At 72.3% G+C, this 23,484-nt stretch carries 23 protein-coding genes and 2 riboswitches; of the genes, 9 read left to right on the top strand and 14 right to left on the bottom strand.

Going from position 1 to position 23,484, the window contains the following annotated elements:
* Positions 1-227: 227 nt before the first annotated feature.
* From ACZ6RT_RS13345 to ACZ6RT_RS13320, 6 genes are all read right to left on the bottom strand, one after another.
* Positions 228-1,166: a sigma-70 family RNA polymerase sigma factor gene (locus tag ACZ6RT_RS13345; protein WP_344888185.1), complete on the bottom strand. Its 939-nt coding sequence runs from the start codon at positions 1,164-1,166 to the stop codon at positions 228-230.
* Between the two features lie 196 nt (positions 1,167-1,362).
* A complete protein-coding gene (hutI, locus tag ACZ6RT_RS13340; protein ID WP_470153600.1) occupies positions 1,363-2,544 on the bottom strand; it encodes an imidazolonepropionase in 1,182 nt (393 codons plus the stop codon).
* The gene (locus tag ACZ6RT_RS13335) at positions 2,541-3,902 is read right to left on the bottom strand and encodes a formimidoylglutamate deiminase (protein ID WP_470153598.1); all 1,362 of its coding nucleotides are present in this window, start codon (positions 3,900-3,902) and stop codon (positions 2,541-2,543) included. The genes hutI and ACZ6RT_RS13335 overlap by 4 nt, the downstream gene beginning before the upstream one ends.
* On the bottom strand, positions 3,890-5,056 hold the full coding sequence (locus tag ACZ6RT_RS13330) for an allantoate amidohydrolase (RefSeq protein WP_470153609.1): 1,167 nt from the start codon (positions 5,054-5,056) through the stop codon (positions 3,890-3,892). The genes ACZ6RT_RS13335 and ACZ6RT_RS13330 overlap by 13 nt, the downstream gene beginning before the upstream one ends.
* Positions 5,057-5,187: 131 nt before the next feature.
* A complete protein-coding gene (locus ACZ6RT_RS13325; protein WP_399187331.1) occupies positions 5,188-5,874 on the bottom strand; it encodes an SDR family oxidoreductase in 687 nt (228 codons plus the stop codon).
* Between the two features lie 48 nt (positions 5,875-5,922).
* Positions 5,923-6,252, bottom strand: coding sequence for a hypothetical protein (locus ACZ6RT_RS13320; protein ID WP_470153596.1), 330 nt, complete (start codon positions 6,250-6,252; stop codon positions 5,923-5,925).
* Positions 6,253-6,289: 37 nt separating this feature from the next.
* On the opposite strand from ACZ6RT_RS13320, the gene ACZ6RT_RS13315 reads away from it, so the two are divergent.
* From ACZ6RT_RS13315 to ACZ6RT_RS13305, 3 genes are all read left to right on the top strand, one after another.
* Complete coding sequence (locus tag ACZ6RT_RS13315) at positions 6,290-6,820, top strand: PadR family transcriptional regulator (protein WP_470153594.1); 531 nt, start codon at positions 6,290-6,292, stop codon at positions 6,818-6,820.
* A gap of 107 nt (positions 6,821-6,927) precedes the next feature.
* Positions 6,928-7,887 (top strand): ATP-binding cassette domain-containing protein, encoded by a 960-nt coding sequence (locus ACZ6RT_RS13310; protein ID WP_470153593.1) that lies wholly within the window; start codon positions 6,928-6,930, stop codon positions 7,885-7,887.
* Between the two features lie 15 nt (positions 7,888-7,902).
* Complete coding sequence (locus ACZ6RT_RS13305) at positions 7,903-8,652, top strand: ABC transporter permease (protein ID WP_399187339.1); 750 nt, start codon at positions 7,903-7,905, stop codon at positions 8,650-8,652.
* A 28-nt stretch (positions 8,653-8,680) separates the two neighbouring features.
* Here ACZ6RT_RS13305 and ACZ6RT_RS13300 read toward each other — a convergent pair whose 3' ends face one another.
* From ACZ6RT_RS13300 to ACZ6RT_RS13265, 8 genes are all read right to left on the bottom strand, one after another.
* The gene (locus ACZ6RT_RS13300) at positions 8,681-9,505 is read right to left on the bottom strand and encodes a MurR/RpiR family transcriptional regulator (RefSeq protein ID WP_470153591.1); all 825 of its coding nucleotides are present in this window, start codon (positions 9,503-9,505) and stop codon (positions 8,681-8,683) included.
* Positions 9,506-9,628: 123 nt separating this feature from the next.
* Positions 9,629-11,284, bottom strand: a complete 1,656-nt coding sequence (gene hutU / locus ACZ6RT_RS13295) for a urocanate hydratase (protein ID WP_470153589.1) — start codon at positions 11,282-11,284, stop codon at positions 9,629-9,631.
* Positions 11,285-11,641: 357 nt separating this feature from the next.
* The gene (locus ACZ6RT_RS13290; protein WP_399187345.1) at positions 11,642-13,429 is read right to left on the bottom strand and encodes an ABC transporter ATP-binding protein; all 1,788 of its coding nucleotides are present in this window, start codon (positions 13,427-13,429) and stop codon (positions 11,642-11,644) included.
* An 809-nt stretch (positions 13,430-14,238) separates the two neighbouring features.
* Positions 14,239-14,427 (bottom strand): hypothetical protein, encoded by a 189-nt coding sequence (locus ACZ6RT_RS13285; protein ID WP_399187347.1) that lies wholly within the window; start codon positions 14,425-14,427, stop codon positions 14,239-14,241.
* A gap of 193 nt (positions 14,428-14,620) precedes the next feature.
* Positions 14,621-15,307: a nucleotidyl transferase AbiEii/AbiGii toxin family protein gene (locus tag ACZ6RT_RS13280; RefSeq protein ID WP_399187349.1), complete on the bottom strand. Its 687-nt coding sequence runs from the start codon at positions 15,305-15,307 to the stop codon at positions 14,621-14,623.
* Positions 15,304-15,648 (bottom strand): hypothetical protein, encoded by a 345-nt coding sequence (locus ACZ6RT_RS13275; protein WP_399187351.1) that lies wholly within the window; start codon positions 15,646-15,648, stop codon positions 15,304-15,306. The genes ACZ6RT_RS13280 and ACZ6RT_RS13275 overlap by 4 nt, the downstream gene beginning before the upstream one ends.
* A 122-nt stretch (positions 15,649-15,770) precedes the next feature.
* Positions 15,771-16,523, bottom strand: coding sequence for a hypothetical protein (locus tag ACZ6RT_RS13270; protein ID WP_470153586.1), 753 nt, complete (start codon positions 16,521-16,523; stop codon positions 15,771-15,773).
* 59 nt (positions 16,524-16,582) lie between these two features.
* Positions 16,583-17,305, bottom strand: coding sequence for a FadR/GntR family transcriptional regulator (locus tag ACZ6RT_RS13265; RefSeq protein WP_470153584.1), 723 nt, complete (start codon positions 17,303-17,305; stop codon positions 16,583-16,585).
* An 87-nt stretch (positions 17,306-17,392) separates the two neighbouring features.
* Here ACZ6RT_RS13265 and ACZ6RT_RS13260 point away from each other — a divergent pair, with 87 nt between their 5' ends.
* The 6 genes from ACZ6RT_RS13260 to gcvH all read left to right on the top strand — a co-directional run bounded on the left by ACZ6RT_RS13260 (position 17,393) and on the right by gcvH (position 23,430).
* Positions 17,393-18,736 (top strand): glutamine synthetase family protein, encoded by a 1,344-nt coding sequence (locus tag ACZ6RT_RS13260; RefSeq protein WP_399187357.1) that lies wholly within the window; start codon positions 17,393-17,395, stop codon positions 18,734-18,736.
* Between the two features lie 2 nt (positions 18,737-18,738).
* Positions 18,739-20,088: an aldehyde dehydrogenase family protein gene (locus tag ACZ6RT_RS13255; protein ID WP_399187359.1), complete on the top strand. Its 1,350-nt coding sequence runs from the start codon at positions 18,739-18,741 to the stop codon at positions 20,086-20,088.
* Between the two features lie 4 nt (positions 20,089-20,092).
* On the top strand, positions 20,093-20,857 hold the full coding sequence (locus ACZ6RT_RS13250) for a 3-oxoacyl-ACP reductase (RefSeq protein WP_344888134.1): 765 nt from the start codon (positions 20,093-20,095) through the stop codon (positions 20,855-20,857).
* Between the two features lie 86 nt (positions 20,858-20,943).
* Complete coding sequence (locus tag ACZ6RT_RS13245) at positions 20,944-21,636, top strand: gamma-glutamyl-gamma-aminobutyrate hydrolase family protein (RefSeq protein ID WP_470153582.1); 693 nt, start codon at positions 20,944-20,946, stop codon at positions 21,634-21,636.
* Positions 21,637-21,722: 86 nt separating this feature from the next.
* Positions 21,723-21,821: riboswitch (glycine riboswitch) on the top strand.
* A riboswitch (glycine riboswitch) is annotated at positions 21,822-21,916 on the top strand.
* 33 nt (positions 21,917-21,949) lie between these two features.
* Entirely contained in the window at positions 21,950-23,041 is a 1,092-nt protein-coding gene (gcvT, locus tag ACZ6RT_RS13240) for a glycine cleavage system aminomethyltransferase GcvT (RefSeq protein ID WP_399187363.1), read from the top strand.
* On the top strand, positions 23,038-23,430 hold the full coding sequence (gene gcvH, locus ACZ6RT_RS13235; protein WP_399187364.1) for a glycine cleavage system protein GcvH: 393 nt from the start codon (positions 23,038-23,040) through the stop codon (positions 23,428-23,430). The genes gcvT and gcvH overlap by 4 nt, the downstream gene beginning before the upstream one ends.
* Positions 23,431-23,484 lie beyond the last annotated feature (54 nt).

Genomic DNA, 23,484 nt, shown 5'->3' with positions numbered 1-23,484 from the left:
CGCGCCCGAACGGCCGAAGGCCGAGACCACCAGAGCCCCACCCGAACGGCCGGCCGGAACACCCGCCCACCGCAGCGGCCACGAACACCGGCCACCACGATCGCGAAACGGCACCGCGAGAACGACGCCCCCCAAGCGCAGCACCGCAAGAACGACGACCACCCCAAGAGCCGTAAGACAAAAAGATCCGGCACGGTCCACAGGAACCGTGCCGGATCAGGAACCGCTCAGGCGGCCGTGGCCATCTTGCGCAGCCGGGCCAGCGCGTCGCGCTCGATGCGCCGGGCGCGGTCACGGCCGATGCCATAGCGCTCGCCGACCTCGGTGAGCGTGTGCTCGCGACCGTCCATCAGGCCGTACCGCCAGCGGAGCATCTCCCGGGTCTGCCCCTCCAGCCCGGTCAGCCACTCCTCCAGGCGCTCGCGCTCCAGGATGTCCATGGCCTGCTGCTCGGGGTCGGCCCACGTGTCGTCGGCGATCATGTCCCCGAGCTCGGTCTCGTCCTCGTCCCCCACGCCCAGCTGCAGCGAGACGGGGTCGGAGGCCCAGCGCCGGAGCTCGCGCACCCGCTCGATGGGCAGCTCCAGCACCGCCGCGAGGTCGGCGTCGGTCGGCTCCTGGTCGAACTCGGCCAGCATGTCCCGCCGGACCCGCATCAGCCTGGTCATCTGCTCCCCGGCGTGGGTGGGCAGGCGCACCGGGCGGGCCTGCTCGTGGATGGCACGCCCCACGGACTGCCGGATCCACCAGGTGGCGTAGGTCGAGAACTTGTAGCCGCGCCGGTAGTCGAACTTCTCGACGGCGCGGACCAGCCCCAGGTTCCCCTCCTGGACCAGATCGATCAGCGGCATTCCCCGGCCGGAATATTTGCGCGCGACGGCCACCACGAGACGTAGATTGGCCTGGATGAATTCGTCCTTGGCCCGTCGCCCGGAAACCGCCAGCCGTTCGAGCTCCTCATCGGCGGCGTCCGCGATCCGCGGCTCCGTCGACCCACCGTCCAGCAACTGCTCCGCGAACAGGCCCGCCTCGATCCGCTTGGCGAGCTCGACCTCCTGCTCCGCGGTGAGCAGGGGCACCCGTCCGATCTCTGCCAGGTAGGTCCCGAGCAGGTCCCGATCCGAGACGTGCTGATCCTGCGTCCGATTCCCCGTCGGCCTTGCCATCCGATGGCACCTCGCTCCGCCTGCTTATGACGTGCCCACCCGCTCGTTCAACGCCCCGTGCGTCAAGACACATCGCTTGTCTTTTCAACGGGCGGATCATGGCAAAGATTCCCTCAAGAAGTACGCCTGGAGAATGGTTTTGGATTTCCTCCTCAGGGAGGATGCCCGCCATACCCCGACACTCCGGGAAAGTCGATCAGACCAGGCGCCGGCCTTCTTTCCACACCTGCGTCACCAGCGGCACTCCCGGCCGGTAGGCGAGGTGGACGTACGTCGGGGCGTCCAGGATCACCAGGTCCCCCCGGGTCCCGACCCGCAGCGTGCCGACGTCGCCGCGGCGCAGCGCCCCGGCTCCGCCGTGGGTGGCGGCCCTGATCGCCTCCACCGGCGTCATGCCCATCTCGCGGACGGCCAGCGCCACGCAGAACGGCATGGAGGAGGTGAAGGAGGAGCCCGGGTTGCAGTCGGTGGCCAGCGCGACCGTCACCCCGGCGTCCAGCAGGCGGCGGGCGTCCGGGTAGGGGGAGCGGGTGGAGAACTCGGCACCGGGGAGCAGGGTGGCCACCACGCCCGAGGAGGCCAGGATCGAGACGTCGTCGTCGGTCAGGTGGGTGCAGTGGTCGGCCGAGGCGGCGCCCAGCTCTGCGGCGAGGCGCACCCCGGGCCCGGGGCCGAGCTGGTTGGCGTGGACGCGCGGCATCAGCCCCGCCTGCATCCCGGCCCGCAGGATCTCCGCGGACTGGTCGGCGTCGAAGGCGCCGCGCTCGCAGAACACGTCGACCCAGCGGGCGTGCGGCGCGCACGCCTTGAGCATCTCCCCGGTGACGAGGCGGACGTACTCCTCGGCCGAGGGGGCGTCCGGCGGGACGACGTGCGCGCCCAGGTAGGTGGTCTCCGGGGTGAACCCGCTCGCGATCTCCAGACAGCGGCGCTCGTCCTCGACCGTGAGGCCGTACCCGCTCTTGATCTCGACCGTGGTCGTCCCCTGCGCGAGCATCTCGGCGACCAGCGTGGCGGTGCGCGCCACCAGCTCGGCGTCGGAGGCGGCGCGGGTCGCCGACACCGTGGTGCGGATCCCGCCCGCGGTGTAGGGGCGGCCGGTCATGCGGGCGGCGAACTCGGCCGTACGGTCGCCCGCGAAGACGAGGTGGGCGTGGCTGTCGACGAAGCCCGGGATCACGCAGCGGCCGTCCACGTCGATCCGCTCGTCGGCCTCGGGCGCCGATCCGGCGTGCCCGACCCATGCCACGTGGCCGTCCTCGACGACCAGTGCGGCGTCGTGGATCTCCTCCCGCGCGGGGTCGCCCGTGTAGAGCAGCCCGATGCGGTCGAACAGCGTGCTCCCGGACGGCCGTTCCCCGTCTGTGACGCTCCTCATGACGCGCTCTCCTGTCGTGTCGTGGCGATCGCCTCGGCGAGCAGGGCTCCGACGTCGCCCAGGACGTGCCGTCCGTCCGAGACCACGTGACGGCCGCCCGAGACCACGGAGTGCACGTCGGCGGCGGTGGCGGCGAAGACCACGGTCTCGGCGAGGTGCCCGGGGTCGGCGCCGGCCGTGCGGGGCGAGTCCAGGCGTACCGAGACCAGGTCGGCCCAGGCGCCGGGGACGAGCACGCCCGCGCCGGGGAAGCCGAGCGAGTCGTGCCCGGCGGCCGTGGCGGCGTGCAGCAGCTCCGCGGCCGGCCAGTGGCCGCGCCGCTCGCTGGCCAGCCGCTCGTTCAGCTCGACCGCGCGGGCCTCCTCGAACAGGTCGACGACCGAGTGGCTGTCCGAGCCGAGCGTGATCGGCGATCCCGCGTCGAACAGCGTCCTGGCGGGCCCGATGCCGTCGGCGAGGTCGCGCTCGGTCGTCGGGCACATGCACACGCGGGTGCCGGAGCCTGCGAGCAGCGCGATGTCGGCCTCCGACAGGTGCGTGGCGTGCACCGCGGTCGTGCGGGGCCCCAGGGCGCCCTGGGTCTCCAGCAGCCGCACCGGGCTCATCCCGTACGCCTCCTCGCAGGCGGTGTTCTCGGCCCGCTGCTCGGAGACGTGGGCGTGCAGCGGTACGGCGTGGCGCCTGGAGACGTCGGCCACCACGTGGATCCGGTCGGCCGGGACGGCGCGGACCGAGTGCACGGCCACACCGATCTCCACGTCCCGCTCCCCGCGGTGGCGGGACGTGAGCTCCTCCACCCGCGCGGCCCACCGGTCGGCGTCGCCGTCGCCGAACCGGAGCTGGACGCCGCTCAGCGGGACGCCGGCGCCCCCGGTCAGGTAGCAGGCGTCCAGCAGCGCGATGCGCAGCCCGGCCTCGCGCGCAGCCTGGATCAGGGCGTGTCCCATGACGTTCGGGTCGTCGTACGGCCTGCCGCCCGGGGCGTGGTGAAGGTAGTGGAACTCCCCCACGCAGGTGATCCCGGCCAGTGCCATCTCGGCGAAGACCGCCCTGGCGAGGGTGAGGTAGGAGTCGGGGTCGAGCGTCCCGGCCACGGCGTACATGCGCTCGCGCCAGGTCCAGAAGGTGCCCCTCTCGCGCTGCGTCACCCCGCGCAGGGCGCGGTGGAAGGCGTGGGAGTGGGCGTTCGCCAGGCCCGGCAGGGTCAGCCCCGCCAGCCGGACGGCTCCGCGGGGCGGGGACGGCACGCCGGTGTCGATCCGGGTGATCACCGTGTCCCGGACCGCGACGAGCACTCCCGCGACCGCCCGTCCCGGTGGCAGCCAGGCCAGCTCGCACCAGTAGGTCAGTTCCCGCACAGATCCTCCAGGACGGCGGCGAGGACGGTGACCCCGGCGTGGCAGTCCGTCCTCTCGGCGTGTTCTTCCGGAGAGTGGGAGATGCCCGTCGGGTTACGGACGAACACCATCGCGCTGGGCACACCCGCGGACGCGAGGATCCCGGCGTCGTGTCCGGCGCCGGTCGCCAGGACGGGGGCGTCTCCGGCGACGGCGGCGATCCGGTCCCGCAGGGCCGCGTCGAAGTCGACGAGCGGGGTCCAGGACTCGACGGTCACCTCGGCCCCGGAGAACTCGGTGACCTCGGCGACCAGCGCCCTGACCGCGTCCTCGTCGCCGCCCCTGGCGTCCAGCCAGGCGCTCACCAGGCCGGGGACGGCGTTGGCGTTGTTGGGCGACACGCGCGTCCTGCCGAAGGTGGCGACGACGCCGCCGTCGCGCTCGGCGGCCTGGCGGGCGTGCAGCACGGTACGGGCGAAGGGCAGCATCGGGTCGTCGCGGTCGGCCAGGCGGGTGGTGCCCGCGTGGTTGGCCTGGCCGTGGAAGTCGAAGCGCCAGCGGCCGTGCGGCCAGATGGCCGAGGCGACGCCGACCGGCGCGTCCCGGTGGACCAGGTCCCGGCCCTGCTCGACGTGGAGTTCGACGAAGACGCCGATGTGCCGCAGGGTCTCGTCGTCGCGGCCCAGCTCGGCGGGGTCGCGCCCGGCACGGCGCAGCACCTCGGCCAGCGAGTCGCCCTCGTCGTCGGTCAGTGAGCGGGCCCTGTCGGGGTCGAGGACGCCGGTCAGCAGGCGGGAGCCGATGCACGGGACGCCGAAGCGGGCGCCCTCCTCGTCGGTGAAGCAGGCGATCCCCAGCGGGCGGGCGGGCCGGAAGCCCTTGGCCCGCAGCAGGTCGAGCGCGGCGAAGGCCGACACCACGCCGAGGGGGCCGTCGAAGGCGCCGCCCTGGCGTACCGAGTCGAGATGGCTGCCGGTGACCACTCCCGGCCGGGCCGACGGGTCGCCCCACCAGGCCCACAGGTTGCCGTTGCGGTCCTGCGCGGTGTCGAGGCCGCGCCTGGCCGCCTCCTGCTCGAACCAGAGGCGGAGCTCCAGATCGGCGGGCGACCACGCGTCCCGCAGGTAGCCCTGGGTCCGGTCGTCACGTCCGAGGTGCTCGATGGCACCCCACATCTCGTCGAACACCCTCCCATTATGTGAATGAACTCATTCATTGGCGAGCCCGCAAGACGTCCGCCCCGGCTCGTCCCGCCCGTACCCGGCCAGGACGAGCCAGGACAGGCCGCGACGGCCGGGAGCCGCCCTCAGCTCGGCGGGCCCGCGGCGGGACGGACGGTGATCTCGGTGACGTGGGCGTCGGGGGACGCGGTCAGGGCCGCCAGCGCCGCCCGGGCCACCGAGTCCGCGTCCAGGTACTTCTCCGGCTGGTAGGGGCCGCCCTCCTGGTCGCGCACCCCGCGCTGCATGTCGGTGTCGACCCGCCCCGGGTAGATCGTCGTCACCCGCAGGCCCGGCTCCTCCAGGCGGAGCACGTCGGCGAAGGCGCGCAGCGCGTACTTGCTGGCCGAGTACGACCCCCAGCCGGGGCTGGTCCGCTGCCCCGACCCGGAGTTGATCAGCACCACGTGACCGCCCGTGGCGCGGAGCGCGGGGAGCAGCAGCCGGGTCAGCTCGGCCACCGCGATCAGGTTGATCTCCATGGTGCGTCGCCACACCTCGGCCGGGGTCTCCTCGACGCGGCCCAGGGTCACCACTCCCGCGCTGTGCACGAGGACGTCGAGCCGGTCGACGTCGGCGACGTCGGCCTCGGTGACGGCGGTGAGCTCCACCGGCCAGGGACGCGCGCCGGGCAGGCCGGAGGCCACCGCGGCCAGCGCCCCGGTGTCACGGCCGCCGAGCAGCAGGTCGTGGGTGGGGGCCAGGGCGCGGGCGATCGCGGCGCCGACCCCCCGGGAGGCGCCGGTGACCAGCGCGACGGGGCGTTCGGACATGACGATCACCCTACTCGGACCACCGGTCGTCCTCTCCGGCCGCCCGGATCACTCGGGGCGGAACGTCTCGGGCCCCGGGCGCTCCAGCGTCACCGCGAGGACGTTCTCGCGCGGGTACCCGATGTCGTTGGGGCGGACCCTGACCACGCCGGCCGCCGCCTCGACGATCACACACCGGTACCACTCCCCCTCCTCCAGGAACAGCCAGGGGCGCATCAGCACCTCCAGCCCGGACCGGTGGACCTCCTCCAGCGCGTCGGCCTCAGGACGGGGCTCTCCGAGCGGGTAGCCGAACACGGTCAGGGGCTCCCACCCCTCGCCCGAGGGGCGGATGAAGCCCAGCAGGGCGCCGTCATCGTCACGTCTGATCTCTCGCATGTTGACAGCATACTCAAACTTGAATACAAATTTGAGCATGTCTTCCACCCGGACCCTGCTGCTCGGCGTACTGCTCGACGGCCCGCTGCACGGCTACGAGGTACGGCGCCGCCTCGAACTGTGGGGCGCCGACACCTGGGCCAACGTGGCCTACGGCTCGATCTACCACGGCCTGGCCAAGATGGCCGAGGAAGGACTCCTGGAGGTCGTCGAGCAGGGCAGGGGCGGCAGGACCGTCTACGGCGTCACCGAGGCCGGACGGGCCGACTTCCACCAGCAGCTGATGAACAGCTGGTGGTTCGTGAAGCCGATCGTCGACCCCTTCCAGGTCGCGCTCACCTTCATGGACCGGCTCCCCCCCGCCGACCTGGTCAACGCCATGGAGGCGAGGATCGAGCAACTGCGGGCGTCCATCGCGATGATGGAACGGGCCCTCGGCGGCAAGCAGGCCTACGGAGCCCCCCGGCACGTCGACGAGTGCCTGCGGCTCAACATCCGCCAGTTCCAGGCACAACTCGACTGGATCGAGGAGACCGTCGGCGACGTCAGGTCCGGCAAGCTGCCCTGAGCCCCGCCCGCGCCACCGGAACGACCGGAAGACCGCCTGCCCGGAGAACCGGCCGGGTCCGCGCGCCCGTTCCCGGGCCCCTCCCACATCCCCCACGACGGAGATTCATGATCATCGAAGCGCACGACCTGCGCAAGACCTTCACCGCTCGACGCGGCAGGGGCGGCACCCAGGAGGTCGAGGCCGTCAAGGGCGTCGACCTGTCCGTCGCCGAGGGCGAGATCTTCGCCTTCCTCGGCCCCAACGGCGCGGGCAAGACCACCACGATCCGGATGCTCGCCACCCTCGTGGCCCCCACCTCCGGCACCGCCCGGGTGGCGGGCCACGACGTGGTCACCGAGGCGGCCCGGGTCCGGGAGAGGATCGGCTACGTCGGCCAGGGAGGCGGCGTGGACGAGAGCGCCCCCGGCCGCGAGGGCCTGATCCTCGCCGCCCGGATCGGCGGCATGTCCCGCGCGCGGGCGAAGGCGCGCAGCGAGGAACTCCTGGCCGCCTTCGACCTGGCCGAGCTGGCCGACCGCCCCGTGCGGACGCTGTCCGGCGGCCAGAAGCGCAGGTTCGCCCTCGCCCTCGGCCTGGTCAACCACCCGCCGCTGTTCTTCCTCGACGAGCCCACCACCGGCCTGGACCCGCAGAACCGCGCCCACCTGTGGGACGAGGTGCGCGCCCTGCGCGAACGGGGCACCAGCGTGCTGCTGACCACCCACTACCTGGAGGAGGCCGACGCGCTCTGCGACCGGCTCGTCATCATCGACCACGGCCGCGTCGTCGCGGAGGGCACCCCCGCCGAGCTCAAGAAGGAGGTGGCGGGCGACGTCGTCACCCTGCGCCTCGACCGGGCCCCCGAGGCGCGGGTCCTCCTCGACGCCGAGCCGTACGTCAGGGAGATCCATGAGGAGGACGACGTCCTGCGCGCCTACCTCGACGACGGCGAGCACAACCTGCCCGCCCTGCTCCGCCTCCTGGAGGGCGCCGGGCTGCCGATCCGGTCGATCTCCCTGGACCGGGCCACGCTCGACGACGTGTTCCTGCGTCACACCGGCCGCTTTCTGCGCGACGAGAACTGAACGACGAGGACCCCCATGTTCCGACACACGATGCTGTTCCTGGGTCATGAGCTCAGGACCACCCTGCGCAATCCGGTCTGGCCGCTGTTCGGCCTGATGCAGCCCGTCCTGTACCTGCTCCTGTTCGCACCGCTGGTGGCCAACACCACCGCGGGCGGCACCATGGCCGACACGCTGCGGATGTTCACCCCCGGCGTGATGATGATGATCGCCCTGTTCGGCTCGCTCTTCGTGGGCTTCGGCATGATCAACGAGATCCGCAACGGCTATCTGGAACGCCTCGCGGTCAGCTCCGCCTGGCGTCCCGCGATCGTGCTCGGCCGCACCCTGCGCGACGTGATCGTGCTGGTGCTCCAGGCCCTGCTGGTGATCGCGCTGGCCACGCTGATGGGCATGCGGGCCAGCCTGCCGGGGCTGGCGCTCATGCTGGTGCTGATGGCCGCCACCGGGCTGCTCGCCTCCGGCCTGTCGTACGGCACGGCGCTGGCGTTGCGCGACGAGAACGGCATGTCGCAGATCATGCAGTTCTTCGCGATGCCGCTGATGCTGCTCACCGGCATCATGCTGCCCATGTCGCTGGCCCCCGACTGGATGCGGGTGGTCGCGCAGTTCAACCCGCTCTACCACGCGGTCGAGGCCGGCCGGGCTCTGTTCGACGGCGACTTCGCCGACGGCTCGATCCCGCTGGCGTTCGGCCTCATCCTGGTCCTGTCCGCGGCCGGCCTGCGCTGGTCGGTCGCCTCGATGAAGCGGCTCGCGGGGTAGCGGCGCGGATCCTCACCGGGACGCGCCATCAGTCGAGCTGCTCGGTGAAGACCCCGGCCCGATCGGTCATCCGCTCGTACTCCTCCAGCCGGGCCTGCGTGCGCAGCGGCGCGGCGTCGGCCATGGCCTCGACCAGCACCATGGCCAGGGCCAGCGGCGCGGCGTGCGAGTCGAAGACGAGCCGCTCGCCCACCGGGGCGGCCAGGATCACGTCGGCCTCGAAGGGCACGTCCGGCCGGTCGGTGATCACGGCGACCCGCAGGCCCAGGTCACGGGCGTCGCGCAGGGCCTGCACGGCCTCGGCCGGGTAGCGGGGCAGGATCACCGCGAGCAGCCAGCCCGCCCCCGCCCGGCGCGCGGCGTGCAGGCCGTCGGCCAGTTCCGATCCGCCGTGAGTGAGCAGGCGGACGTCGGGATGGATCCTGCGGGCGAAGTAGGCGAACGTGGTGGCCAGCCCGCTGGAGACCCGCAGGCCCAGCACGGGCAGGGGCTCGCATCCGGCCAGCCGGGTGCCCAGCTCCACCAGGGCCGAGGGGTCGCCCAGCGTCTCGCGTACGTTCCGCAGGTTGTCGATCTCCGCGTCGATCGCGGCCTGCAGGTCGTTGGCCCGCGACGTGCTCCGCCCTCCCACGACCAGGGGGCGCAGCGCCTGCCTGAGCTCGGGGTAGCCCGCGAAACCGAGCACCATCGCGAACCTGGTCACCGAGGGCTGGCTCACCCCGGCGCGCTCGGCCAGCTCCACGCTGGACAGGAAGATGGCCTCGGACAGGTGGTCGCCCAGGTAGCGCGCGATCCTCCGCTGCGCGGGCGAGAGCCGCCGCCCCTCCAGAAACCGATCGAGTCCGTCCGCCACGCCCCCTCCAACCGCTCGACGCACCACGGGCATTCCCCCGTCCCGCCGTCGTCCGTCCCCGGCCGGGACGCCGGAGGGGCACCGTGTGCCCGGCCCCGGGCACGCGGCACCCCGGCAGGACGGTCAGGACTCGCGCATCGGGACGCGCACGCCCCGCTCGGAGGCCACGGTGACGGCCTCGTCGTACCCGGCGTCGACGTGGCGGACGACGCCGGTGCCGGGGTCGTTGGTGAGGACCCGCTCCAGCTTCTCCGCGCCGAGCCGGGTGCCATCGGCGACGGTGACCTGGCCGGCGTGGATGGAGCGGCCGATGCCGACCCCGCCGCCGTGGTGGATGGAGACCCACGCGGCACCGGAGGCGACGTTGAGCATGGCGTTCAGCAGCGGCCAGTCGGCGATCGCGTCGGAGCCGTCGGCCATGCCCTCGGTCTCCCGGTACGGGCTCGCGACGCTCCCGCAGTCGAGGTGGTCGCGGCCGATGACCAGCGGGGCCTCGATCTCCCCGGAGGCGACCATGTCGTTGAACCGCTCCCCGGCCAGGTGGCGCTCGCCGTAGCCGAGCCAGCAGATGCGGGCGGGCAGGCCCTGGAAGTGCACCTTCTCCCCCGCGAGCCGGATCCACCGGGCGAGCGGCTCGTTGTCGGGGAACAGCTCCAGGATCGCCCGGTCGGTCCTGGCGATGTCGGAGGCCGACCCCGACAGCGCGGCCCAGCGGAACGGCCCCTTGCCCTCGCAGAACAGCGGCCGGATGTAGGCGGGCACGAAGCCGGGGAAGTCGAACGCGCGGGTGTAGCCCGCGAGCCGCGCCTCCCCCCGGATCGAGTTGCCGTAGTCGAAGACCTCGGCCCCGGCGTCCTGGAAGCCGACCATGGCCTCCACGTGCGCGGCCATCGACTCGCGGGCCCGGAGGGTGAAACCGGCCGGGTCCTTGGCGCGCTCGTCGGCCATGTCCTCGAAGGCGATCCCGGCCGGCAGGTACATCAGCGGGTCGTGGGCCGAGGTCTGGTCGGTGACGACGTCGATCTCGGCGCCCCTGCGCAGCAGCTCGGGCACGATCTCGGCCGCGTTGCCCTCCACCCCGATGCTCAGCGGCTCGCGCCGGTCGCGGGCGTCGTACGCCAGGCGCAGCGCCTCGTCCAGGTCGGCGGCGCGGACGTCCAGGTAGCGGTGCTCGATACGCCGGTCGATCGACCGGGGGTCGCAGTCGACGCAGATCACCACGCCGCCGTTCATGGTCACGGCCAGCGGCTGGGCGCCGCCCATGCCGCCCAGCCCGGCGGTCAGCGTGATCGTCCCGGCCAGGCTGCCGCCGAACCGCTTGGCGGCGACGGCGCCGAAGGTCTCGTAGGTGCCCTGCAGGATGCCCTGGGTGCCGATGTAGATCCACGAACCCGCGGTCATCTGCCCGTACATGGTGAGCCCGGCGACCTCCAGCCGCCGGAACTCCTCCCAGTTCGCCCAGTCGGGCACCAGGTTGGAGTTGGCGATGAGCACCCGCGGGGCCCACTCGTGGGTACGGAACACGCCGACGGGACGGCCGGACTGCACCAGCAGCGTCTCGTCGCCCTCCAGGGTGGTCAGGGTTCGTGTGATCGCGTCGAAGGACCGCCAGTCACGGGCGGCCTTGCCCGAGCCGCCGTAGACGACGAGCTCCTCGGGATGCTCGGCGACCTCGGGGTCCAGGTTGTTCTGGATCATGCGGAGCGCGGCCTCCTGCGGCCACCCCTTGGCGGTGAGCGTGGTACCGCGCGGCGCGCGCACAACCCTGCTGCCGGTCATGCCCGACCTCCCCATCGGAGATGAATGAACGCATTCATACTTGGCCACGCGGGGACCGCGGGTCAACCCGGAGGACGGGGTGCCGCGGGCAGCGCGCCCACGACACCCCTGGTGGTGGCCGTAACGATCGTCACGCCCCGGCTCTCGTCCCGCACGGACGGGGTCGGGAGATCGAATGCGGCGCGCGCCCGATGGGCGCCCCGGTGCGAAGGAGAGGCTTCGCACTGGCGGGATGCCCGATTCACCGGACGGCGAATCAGTCCACCGGGCCCACACGAGCGTTATTCCTTGGGAAGGATATGAATTTGCCCAATCGAGCCGGTGACCGTGCGATGCGTTCACCCGCCGTGGGCGCGGTCAGGTGGGCAGCAGGAACTGGGTGGCGGCCAGCTCGCGGTACAGGGCGTCGTCGGCGAGCAGCTCGTCGTGGGTGCCCACGGCCCGCACCCGGCCCGCCTCCATGACCACGATCCGGCCGGCGCCGGTCACCGTGGAGAGGCGGTGGGCGATCACCAGCACGGTCGTCTCCGCCGCCACCTCCGCGATCACCTCGCGCAGCCGCAGCTCGTTGACCGCGTCGAGCTGGGAGGTGGCCTCGTCCAGCAGGAGCAGCCGGGGGCCGCGCAGCAGGGCCCGGGCGATCGCGACCCGCTGCCGCTCACCGCCGGAGAGCATGATCCCGCGATGCCCGACCCGGGTGTCCAGCCCCTCGGGGAGGCGGGACACCAGGTCCTCCAGGTGGGTGCGGGCGAGCACCCGCCAGATGTCGGCCTCGTCCACGTCCGGCGCGGCGAAGACGAGGTTCTCCCTGAGCGTGCCGTCCAGGACCGGCGCGTCCTGCTCGACGTAGCCGAGGCAGGCGCGCAGCTCGGCCAGCGGCCAGTCGTCGATGTCGCGGCCGTCGATCCTGATCGACCCGGCCTGGCGCTCGTAGAACCTCTCCAGCAGGGAGAAGACCGTGGACTTGCCCGCCCCGGACGGTCCCACCAGGGCGGTCAGGCCGCCCGCGGGCACCTCGAAGGAGACGTCGTCGTGCACGACCGGCCTGTCGTCGCCGTAGCGGAAGGCCACGTTCTCGAAGACGACCCCGGCGGGACTGCCCCCGGCCCGGTAGACGGCACCGTCGGCCACCTCGCCGGGAAGCTCCTCGATCTCGCGGATCCGCTCGGCCGCGGCCAGGCCGTTCTGCAGCTGCGTGACGCCCTGGACGAGCTGCCCGATGGGGGCCACCAGGTAGAACAGGTAGAGCAGGAAGGCGATCAGGGAGGAGACCTCCAGCGAGCCGGAGGCCACCCGGGCGCCGCCCACGCCGAGCACGGCCACGAAGGCGAGCTGCGCGGAGACCCACGCCGAGATGCCGGCGATGGAGTTCAGCCAGGCGACGGCGATCCCCCGGTCGCGCGCCTCCCGGGCCGCCACGCCGACCGTGGCGATCTCCCGCGCCTCGGCGCCGCTGGCCTTGACCGTGCGGAACGCCTGGAGCACCCGGTCCAGGACCGCGCCCATCTCACCGACCGCGGCCTGCGCCTGGACGGACGCCTCCCGGATACGGGGCATGATCAGGCCGACCATCCCGCCGACCACGACCAGCACGCCGAGCGTGATGAGGAGCAGCATCCCGTCCATGATCGCCATCAGCACGATGGCGCCGACCAGCATGAACACCGAGCTGATCATCTCGACCACGCCGTTGGTGAACACCGCCCGCATCAGCGTGGTGTCGGAGGTCACCCGGGACATCAGGTCCCCCGGTTTGAGCCGGTCGACCTCCGGCACCCGCAGCCGCAGGATCCGGTCGACCAGGCGGCGGCGGGCCGAGAAGACGATGCCCTCGCCCATCCGTTCCATCACGTAGTTGCCCAGCGCGCCGATGGCCGCGCCCGCGAGCACGGCGGCGGTCAGGCCCAGCACCGGGCCGAGCAGGGAGCCCTGCTCGCCGAAGGCGTCGATGACCGCCTTGGCCAGCAGCGGCATCGCGAGCCCGGCCAGCGAGCCGACCAGGGTGAGCGTCCCGCCCAGCAGCAGTGCCCCGCGGTGCGGCCGTACGTAGGCGAACAGCAGCCGCCAGGACGCGGTCGTGGGCAATGCGATCCCCTCCGAAACGACATGATCGGTCTTTGGCCGTTCTTCTTGTCTACCGCGCATGCGCTCACTCCGGGCGTCTCGTCGCTGTCCCGTGATCGGGAATCGATGATGTCAACATAAGTTGACGGAGCGATCGCTGTCAATTTGGGTTGACGGGAGAGGGTGAGAGGAGGCGCGGTGCCCGGTGCCCGGTGCTCGCCGGATCGGCACGGGTCGATACGGATCGATACGGGCCAGCACGGATCGGTACAGATCGGCACGGGTCGGCACGGGTCGGGGATGCGGCAGGGCGAGGTGTGCGGGGGCGGTGGTCCGCCGGAACGGCGTGATCCACGAAAGGCCGGGCGTCCGGCGCGGAGGCCAGAGCGGGAGGGGCTCACCGGCCTGACGCCGAAGAAGCCGGGGGCATGGGCGAGGCCGGGCGCGGGAGGGGCCGGGCGGGCGCGGCCGGAACGGCCGGGGCTCGTGGTGGAGAGGCCAGAGCTCGCGGTGGAGGAGGCCGGGGGTCGCGGTTCGTGAGACCGGAGCGGGCCGCCGGTGAGGTCACCGGTGATGTCGGTGGAACCGGGCCCTCGCGGGCCCTGAGCATGACGGTGGCCCGTGGACCGTCGCGGTCCCGTGGGTTCGCGGGTCCCGTGGGCCGTCGCGGCGTCCGGGACACACCCGGGAAAGGCGGGCTCGGGGCGGCCGGGGCTCGTGAAGGACGGCCGGGGCTCGTGAAGGACGGCCGGGGCTCGTGAAGGGCGGGCGGGCCGGATCACGACCCGGGCCGCCCGGTGGCCGCCTGATGCCGGTGTCCCGCCGACGCGGAGTCGGCTCCGAGATGAGCCCGTCGGCGGGACACCGGTGGCCGGTGCGGCGGGCGGGGGTCAGCGGCGGCGGGCGCCGTACTCCTTACGCATCTCCGCGACGGTGTCCAGGATCTCGTCCTGGGTCTTCAGAAGCTTCGCCTCGGCCTCTTCGGTCCTCGCCTCGGCCACCAGACGACGGTTCCCCGTCCGGCTGCCCAGCTTCCGCTTGGCCTTGGCCTTCATTTCGCGCAGGTTGAGCTTCTCCATGAGACCCATGATCAGCACTCCTTCGGCAGAGAGGACCTTCGACTGCCCGGAACGGGACCGAGTATGCGTCACACGAACCTTCCCCTCTCACCCGGGTCCCAGAACTCACCGCCGATCCGCCGATCCGCCGATGCGGTGATGCGGTGACGCGGCGTCCCGGGCCCGCTCCGCGCCCCCGGCCGGGGAGCGCGCCTCAGTCCGGGTCGGGAACGTCGTCGTACTCCACGTCGCCCTCCTCGGCGCGGCGCAGGCCGATGTCCTCCACCCAGGCACGGACGAACCGGCGGATCTCGGCGATCCGCTCGCCGTCCACGCCGTAGGCCTCGAAGTCCTCGTCGGCGATGAGGTCGACGAACTCCAGCCGCATCACCAGCTCGGCGATCGAGAACTCCTCGTTGTGCAGCCGGGCGAGGTGCTCCAGCTCGCGGAAGCCGTACAGGTGGGAGACCGAGGCGATGTCGATGACGTCGCGGGCCAGGCTGCGCTCGTGCAGGGCCCGCATCTTCAGGCCGACCGCGTCGTCCAGGGAGACGACGGAGACGTCGCCGACGATCACGGGCTGCTGCTGGAACGCCTCCCTGAGCAGGTCGAACTCGCAGCTCTGCTCGGTCACCGGGTCGCTGACCACGAGGCGGCCCATCCTGGGCGTCACCTCCGTCAGGGTGACCTCCAGCCCGGCCTGCCGGAACGCCTCGGCCATGCCCTCGGCGACCTCGGGAAGCGGCGTCTCGGCGGCGGTGGCGAAGTCGAGGTCGTTGCTCGGCCGTTCGGTGAACCCGTGGGCGTTCATCGCGTAACCGCCTGCCAGGACCAGCCCGAACCGGGCACAGGCGGGGAGCGCGGCCTCCAGCATCCGCTGCTGGAAGGGGGGCAGGATCACCGCGGCCACCCCGGCGCCCCGGTCCCGTACCCCAGAGCGCTGATCTTGGTCTCCCAGGCCCTGCGGTAGCTCGGCCCGATGCCCCGGCGCAGGGTCGGCCAGTCGGCCAGCAGCAGGTCGGCGTTGAGGTAGGACTCGGCGTCGGAACGGCCGCCCCCGGTGATGACCGTGCGATACAGGCTCATCCGCAACAGCGGGTTGACCAGGTCGTACTCCGTCAGCCCGGACCAGCCCAGGTGCCCGGGCAGGGCGACCTTCCCGGTCGCCGGGCCGCGCAGGTCGGCCAGCGATTCGGGGACGCGCTGTTCCACGCCGTCCCAGCGGGAAGGAAGCGTACTCACGTTCCCCAGTATGCCCGTCCTCGGCGCGCGGGTACCGGCAAGCGCGCCGTCCCGCGCCCCCGAGCCGTCCCGCGCCGTCCCGCGCTCACGCGCCGTCCCGCGCTCACGCGTCCGTGCGCGGTTCAGCGGCGGGAGCGGCGGCGGGTGGAGGGCAGGTCATGGCGGCCGGAGAGGAACTCCTGAAAGGAGATCTTGGCCCGGATCACCGGGCGGCGCCAGCGTTCCTCGCGGCGCTCGGCCCTGGCCATCTTGGCCGGGCGCGGGTGCCGGGCGCCGGGGGCGAGGAACCAGTGGGCCCAGGGCGACCCGGGCCGGGCCAGCCGCACGGCTCCGGGCACCAGCAGGATCGGCACGAACAACCCGGCCAGCCCCGTCCAGAGCTTGCCCTTGAGCAGGGTGATCACGGCGAGCCCGAGATTGACCACGATGAGGCCGGCGGTCAGCCAGGCGTCCGGCGTGGTGCCGTCGGAGTCCCCCCAGCCCAGGGGGCGCAGGCCGACCAGGAGCAGGCCGGTGATCGCGACGGCCATGAACACCGCGTCGACCGAGGCGCGGCCCTCCTCCTCCCAGTAGACGTCGCGCAGGTGCAGGATGAGCGCGAACTCGTCGAGGATCAGGGCGGCCCCGGCGCCGAAGACGGCCGCGGTCACCGCGTACCAGCCGTCGGACACCCCCGAGACGATGAGGCCCGCGACCCCGCCCAGCAGGGTCAGCACCACGCCGAACACCACGTGGTGGATGTGCATCTCGCCGACGCTCACGTTGCGGAACCAGCCGACCCTGGCCCGGATGAGCCGGACGTTGGCCCTGGTGAACAGGAAGACGGCGATCAGCGCGACGAAGAAACAGAACAGCGGCAGCCGTCCTGTGTCCATGATCCTTTCTTGGAACAAATCTCCCACCGACTCATCAGGCTATGCGAGAAACTCTCGCGTCAGGAGAGGAAACCGCGCAGCAGGGCGCCGGTGCCCTCCAGGTGCTCGGCCACGGCCCGGCGCGCGGCCTCGGGGTCCCGGGCCAGGATGGCGGCCACGATCGCCGCGTGCTGGACCCCGGCGTGCTCGATGTTGCGCTGCAGGATCGGGATCGCGTCGAGCAGGTCGGTGATCCGCAGCCGAGCGTCGGCGCAGGAGGCGGTCAGCAGGGCCGAGCCGGTCAGCTCGGCGATGGCCAGGTGGAAGGCCGTGTCGAGGTGGCGGTAGTCGTCGGGGCCGGCCGAGTTGACCGCCTGCAGCCGCTCCCGCAGGGTGTCGCGGCGCTCCCGGGTCAGCTCGGTGGTGGCGAGCACCTGGGCGGCTCCGCACTCCACGGCCATCCTGAAGGTCAGGGCGTCCTCCAGGTCGTCGGTGCCCATGTCCACGACGGCCCGGCGCAGCTCGTCCTCCTGGCGCGGGCGCGGCGGGGCGTAGGTGAGGAACGCGCCGCCGTACCTGCCACGGCGTACGCTGAGATAGCCGGCGTCCTGCAGCGCCCGGATGGCCTCGCGCAGGGTGACCCTGCTGATGCCCAGCTGGGCGGCGAGTTCCCGCTCGGGCGGCAGTTTCTCGGTCACCAGACCCAGTTTGATGACCTGGAGCAGCCGCTCCACGGTCTCCTCGAACGCGTTTCCGGCGCGTACCGGCCGAAGCACGGTCACCAGCCGCGACACCTCGTCCAAATCTCACCTCCGGGCCTTGACAAGGCTCCCCCCGCTGCACGTCAATGGTCTAACACTAGCCCAATAAGACTCCGGCGAGGAGGGCGCGTGGACATCGACGAGCTTCACGACGAGGTGCGGGCGGGACGGATCGACACCGTGCTGCTGGCGGTCGCCGACATGCAGGGGCGCCTGCAGGGCAAGCGGCTCTCGGCCCGTTACTTCCTGGAGGAGGTGCTGGGGCACGCCTCGGAGGGGTGCAACTACCTGCTGGCGGTCGACGTGGACATGAACACGGTCGACGGTTACGCGATGTCCTCCTGGGAGCGGGGGTACGGGGACTTCACCATGAAGCCCGACCTGCCCACCCTGCGCCGCGTGCCGTGGCAGGACGGGACGGCCCTGGTGATGGCCGACCTGCTCTGGGAGGACGGCTCCGACGTGACCGCCTCGCCGCGTCAGATCCTGCGCCGCCAGCTCGACCGGCTGGCCGGGCGGGGCTGGGGCGCGTTCGTCGGGACCGAGCTGGAGTTCGTCGTCTTCGCCGACACCTACGAGGACGCCTGGCGCCGCGGGTACCGGGACCTGACCCCCGCCAACCTCTACAACGTCGACTACTCCCTCCTCGGCACCGCCCGCGTCGAGCCGCTGCTGCGCCGGATCAGGCTCGGCATGGAGGGCGCCGGGATGTACGTCGAGTCCGCCAAGGGCGAGTGCAACCTGGGCCAGCACGAGATCGCCTTCCGCTTCGGCGACGCCCTGGCCGCCTGTGACGACCACTCGATCTACAAGAACGGGGCCAAGGAGATCGCCTCCCAGGAGGGCATGTCGATCACCTTCATGGCCAAGCCCAACCACCGCGAGGGCAACTCCTGCCACATCCACATCTCGCTGCGGGACGAGGGCGGGGAGCCGGTCATGGCCGGGTCGGGGCGGCACGGCCTGTCGGCCGTCGGTGAGCACTTCATCGCGGGCCAGCTGGCCCTGATGCGCGAGCTGACCCTGCTGTACGCGCCGAACGTCAACTCCTACAAGCGCTACGTCCCCGGCAGCTTCGCCCCCACCGCGGTCAAGTGGGGGGTGGACAACAGGACCTGCGCGCTCCGCCTGGTCGGCCACGGCCCGTCGCTGCGGATCGAGAACCGGGTGCCCGGCGGCGACGTCAACCCCTACCTGGCCGTCTCGGCGCTGATCGCGGCCGGGCTGCACGGCATCGAGAACGAGCTGCCGCTTGAGGACGCGTTCGAGGGGAACGCCTACTCCTCAGGGGCGGAGACGGTCCCGCACACGCTGCGGGACGCGCTGGGGCTCTGGGAGGGCTCCTCCTTCGCCCGGGACGCCTTCGGGGAGGACGTGGTGTCCCACTACGCGAACAACGCCCGGGTCGAGCTGGCCGCCTTCGACGCGGCCGTGACCGACTGGGAGCTGTTCCGGGGATTCGAACGGATGTGAACGTGAAGATCATCAATCCGGCGACCGAAGAGGTGCTCGCCGACATCGAGCCCGCGGACGCCGCGGAGATCGACAGGGCGGTGGAGCGCGCCGGTCGCGCCTACGCGGACTGGCGGAGGGTCTCCCCCTCCGACCGTGCCCGGCTGCTGCGCCGCTTCGCCGCGCTGGTGCGCGAGCACGCCGAGGAACTGGCCGGGCTGGAGGTCGCCAACTCCGGGCACACGATCGGCAACGCCCGCTGGGAGGCGGGCAACGTCGCCGACGTGCTCGACTTCTACGCCGGGGCGCCGGAACGCAACCACGGCCTGCAGATCCCGGTGCCCGGCGGGCTGGACGTCACGTTCAGGGAGCCGCTGGGCGTGGTCGGCGTGATCGTGCCGTGGAACTTCCCGATGGTCATCATGACCTGGGGCGTCGCCCCGGCACTGGCCGCGGGCAACACGGTGATCGTCAAGCCCGCCGAGTGGACGCCGCTGACCGCGCTGCGGGTGGCCGAGCTGGCGCTGGCCGCGGGCCTGCCCGAGGGGGTGCTGCAGGTCCTGCCCGGCGCCGGGGAGGTCGCGGGCGCCCGGCTGGTCGAGCACCCCGGCGTGTCGAAGATCGTGTTCACCGGGTCGACCGAGGTGGGCAAGGAGATCGCCGCCGTCTGCGCCGGTCAGGTCAAGAGGCTCACGCTGGAGATGGGCGGCAAGAGCGCCAACGTGGTCTTCGCCGACGCCGACCTGGAGCGGGCCGCGGCGACCGCGCCGTACGCGGTGTTCGACAACGCCGGCCAGGACTGCTGCGCGCGCTCCCGGATCCTGGTCGAGCGGAGCGCGTACGAGGAGTTCCTGGCCCGGTTCGGCGAGGCGGTGCTGGGCGTGCGGGTCGGCGACCCGCGCGACGAGGGCACCGAGATGGGCCCGCTGATCAGTTCCGAGCACCGCGAGCGGGTCGCCTCCTACGTCACCGAGGAGCCCCACCTGCGGGGCTCCTGCCCCGACGGGCCGGGGTTCTGGTACCCGGCGACCGTCCTGACGCCGCGCTCGACCGGCGACCGGGCGTTCACCGAGGAGATCTTCGGGCCGGTGGTGTCGGTGGTGCCGTTCGACGACGAGGCCGACGCGGTACGGATCGCCAACGACACCCCGTACGGGCTGAGCGGGTCCGTCTGGACCCGTGACGTCGGCCGGGCGCTGCGGGTGGCCAGGGCCGTCGAGGCGGGCAACCTCAGCGTGAACTCGCACTCCAGCGTCCGCTACTGGACGCCGTTCGGTGGCTTCAAGCAGTCGGGGCTCGGCCGTGAGCTGGGGCCGGACGCGCTGGCGGCGTTCACCGAGACCAAGAACGTCTTCATCTCCGAGGAGGAGTAGAACGATGCAGCGTCTGCAGGACCGGGTGACCGTGATCACCGGCGCCGGAAGCGGGATCGGCCTGGCCACCGCGCGCCGGTTCGCCGAGGAGGGCGCCCGCGTCGTCTGCGTGGACCTGGACGAGGAGACCGGCCGGGCCGCCGCCGCCGAGGTCGGCGGGCTGTTCGTGAGGGCCGACGTGACCGACGAGGACGACGTCGCCCGGGTGTTCGCCACCGCGTTCGACACCTACGGCAGCGTGGACGTCGCGTTCAACAACGCGGGCATCTCGCCGCCGGACGACGACTCGATCCTGGAGACCGGCATCGACGCCTGGCGCCGGGTCCAGGAGGTCAACCTCACCTCGGTCTACCTGTGCTGCAAGCACGTCATCCCGTACATGCGGCGCCAGGGCAAGGGCTCGATCGTCAACACCGCGTCGTTCGTGGCCGTGATGGGCTCGGCGACCAGCCAGATCTCCTACACCGCCTCCAAGGGCGGGGTGCTGGCCATGTCGCGCGAGCTGGGCGTGCAGTTCGCCCGCGAGGGCATCCGGGTCAACGCGCTCTGCCCGGGGCCGGTGAACACGCCGCTGCTGCGGGAGCTGTTCGCCAAGGACCCCGAGCGGGCCCAGCGCCGCCTGGTGCACGTCCCGCTGGGGCGCTTCGCCGAGGCGTCGGAGATCGCCGCCGCGGTGGCGTTCCTGGCCTCGGACGACGCCAGCTTCATCACCGGCTCGGAGTTCCTGGTGGACGGAGGCATCTCCGGCGCGTACGTCACCCCGCTGTAGGGGAGTCCCGGCCGGGCCCGCAGCCACCGGGCCCGGCCCCGTGAGAGCAAGGCAAGGCAAGGCAAGGCAAGGCAAGGCAAGAGATCATGTCCCGTCCCGTCATCGGCATCACCTGCTACGTCGAGCCCGCCCGGTTCACCGTCTGGGAGGTGACGACGGCGCTGCTGCCCTACGACTACGTCGACCATGTGGCCCGCGCGGGCGGGCAGCCGGTGATCGTGCCCCCGGCCGGTGACCCCGCGCCGCTGGTGGAGCGGCTGGACGGGCTGATCCTGGCCGGTGGCGGTGACGTCGGCCCGGAGCGGTACGGCCAGGAGCCGCACGCGAGGACCGGATACGTGCGGCCGTTCCGCGACGACGCCGAGCTGGGCCTGGTCCGGGCGGCGCTGGAGCGGGGGCTGCCCTTCCTGGGGGTCTGCCGGGGCATGCAGATCCTCAACGTCGCCCTGGGCGGCACCCTGCACCAGCACCTGCCCGACGTGGTCGGTCACTCCGGGCACGCCCCGGCCCCCGGGAGCCACGGCAGGATGCCGGTGCGCCTGGCCCCCGGCAGCCGGACCTCGAAGATCTTCGGCACCGAGACCGTGGACGTGGCCCACTACCACCACCAGGCCCTGGACCGGCCGGGCGAGGGCCTGACCGTGACCGCCCACTCCGAGGACGGCACGATCGAGGCCGTGGAGCTGGACGAGCACCCGTTCGCCGTCGCCGTCCAGTGGCACCCCGAGGCCGACGACGAGTCGGCCCTGTTCGAGGCCCTGGTCCGGCACACCGCCTGACCGGCCTTCGAGCCGGGCCCACCGGCGAGGGCGGCGGGGGATTCCGCTCGGCCGGTGCGGGCGGTTAGGCTGGCGGTGACACCGATGAATCCCGTGCGGGAGAGCGTCCTGACATCCAGGCCAGGACCCCTGAAGGAGCAAGCCCTCCCCGCGAACCTCTCAAGGCAAAGGACCGTGCGGGTAGGTGCTCTCTGGAAAGCAGGCCCCGTGGCCTCGCCGAAGGTGAAAGTCCGGCAAAAACCGGATGAAACTCTCAGGCACCCATGACAGAGGGGGAGGATGATCTCATCTGTCCCCTGCCTGAGGTGCGCACATGTCCCGACCTACGCCGTTGCGCGGCGTCCACGAGGCCCTCGGCGCGACGCTGACCGACTTCGCGGGATGGCTGATGCCGCTCCGCTACGGCAGTGAGTCCACCGAGCACAACGCGGTCCGCCGGGCGGCCGGCCTGTTCGACCTCTCCCACATGGGCGAGATCTTCGTGACCGGTCCGCAGGCCGCCGAGGCCCTCGACTACGCGCTGGTCGGCCACCTGTCCGCGCTGGAGCCCGGCCGCGCCCGCTACACGATGATCGTCGACGCCGGGGGCGGCGTGCTGGACGACCTGATCGTCTACCGGCTGGCCCCCGCCGAGTTCATGGTCGTCGCCAACGCGTCCAACTACCCGCGGGTGGCCGCCGAGCTGACCGGCCGCGCCAAGGGCTTCGACGCCGCGGTCGACGACCGTTCCGAACGGTACGCGCTGGTCGCGATCCAGGGCCCGCGCTCGGCGGAGATCCTGGCCGGTCTCACCGAGGCCGACCTGGACGGGCTGAAGTACTACGCGGGTCTGCCCGCCGTGGTCGCGGGCCACGAGGCCCTCATCGCCCGTACCGGGTACACCGGCGAGGACGGGTTCGAGCTGTTCGTCGCGGCCGAGGACGCCGAGGCGATCTGGTGCGCCCTCAGCGAGGCGGGCGCGCCGCACGGGCTGGTCCCGGCGGGCCTGTCCGCGCGCGACACCCTCCGTCTGGAGGCGGGCATGCCGCTCTACGGCAACGAGCTGTCGGCCGAGCTGACTCCGTTCGACGCCGGGCTGGGCCGTGTGGTGAGGTTTGACAAGCCGGGCGACTTCGTCGGCCGGGCCGCCCTCGAACCCCTCAGGGACGTCCCGCCGGGCCGCCGCCTGGTCGGCCTGGTCACGAGCGGCCGCAGGGTGCCCCGGCACGGGTACCCGGTGGTGGTCGCCGCCGACGGCACGGTCGTCGGGGAGGTCACCAGCGGGGCCCCCTCGCAGTCGCTGGGCAGGCCCATCGCCATGGCCTACGTGGACAACGGCCTGGCGTCGGGACTGGCCGTCGACATCCGGGGCAGCCGCGAACCGGTCGAGGTCGTCGCACTGCCTTTCTACAGGAGGACAAAATGAGCAGCATTCCCGAGGACCTGCACTACACCAAGGAACACGAGTGGGTCTCCGGAGTGGATGACGGCCTGACCCTCACCGTGGGGATCACCGCCTACGCGGCCGAGGCGCTGGGGGACGTGGTCTACGTGCAGATCCTCCCCGAGGTCGGCAGCACGGTCACCGCCGGCGACACCGTCGGCGAGGTGGAGTCGACCAAGTCGGTGAGCGACATCTTCGCGCCGGTCGGCGGTGAGGTCGTCGAGGTCAACCAGGCCGTCGTGGACGACCCCTCGCTGGTCAACGGCGACCCCTACGGGGAGGGATGGCTGTTCCGCATCCGACTGGAGGGCTCCGCCGACGACCTGCTGTCGCCGGAGGAGTACACCTCGCTCACCTCGGGTGAGTCCTGAGCCTCCGGCTCACCGGTACCCGGGCCACGCGCGTCCCCGGGCGCGCGTGGCCGC

This window comes from Streptosporangium sp. NPDC050148 (assembly GCF_055586505.1).
The sequence above is the reverse complement of the archived record's forward strand: the minus strand, read 5'-3'. Positions and strand labels throughout refer to the sequence as shown.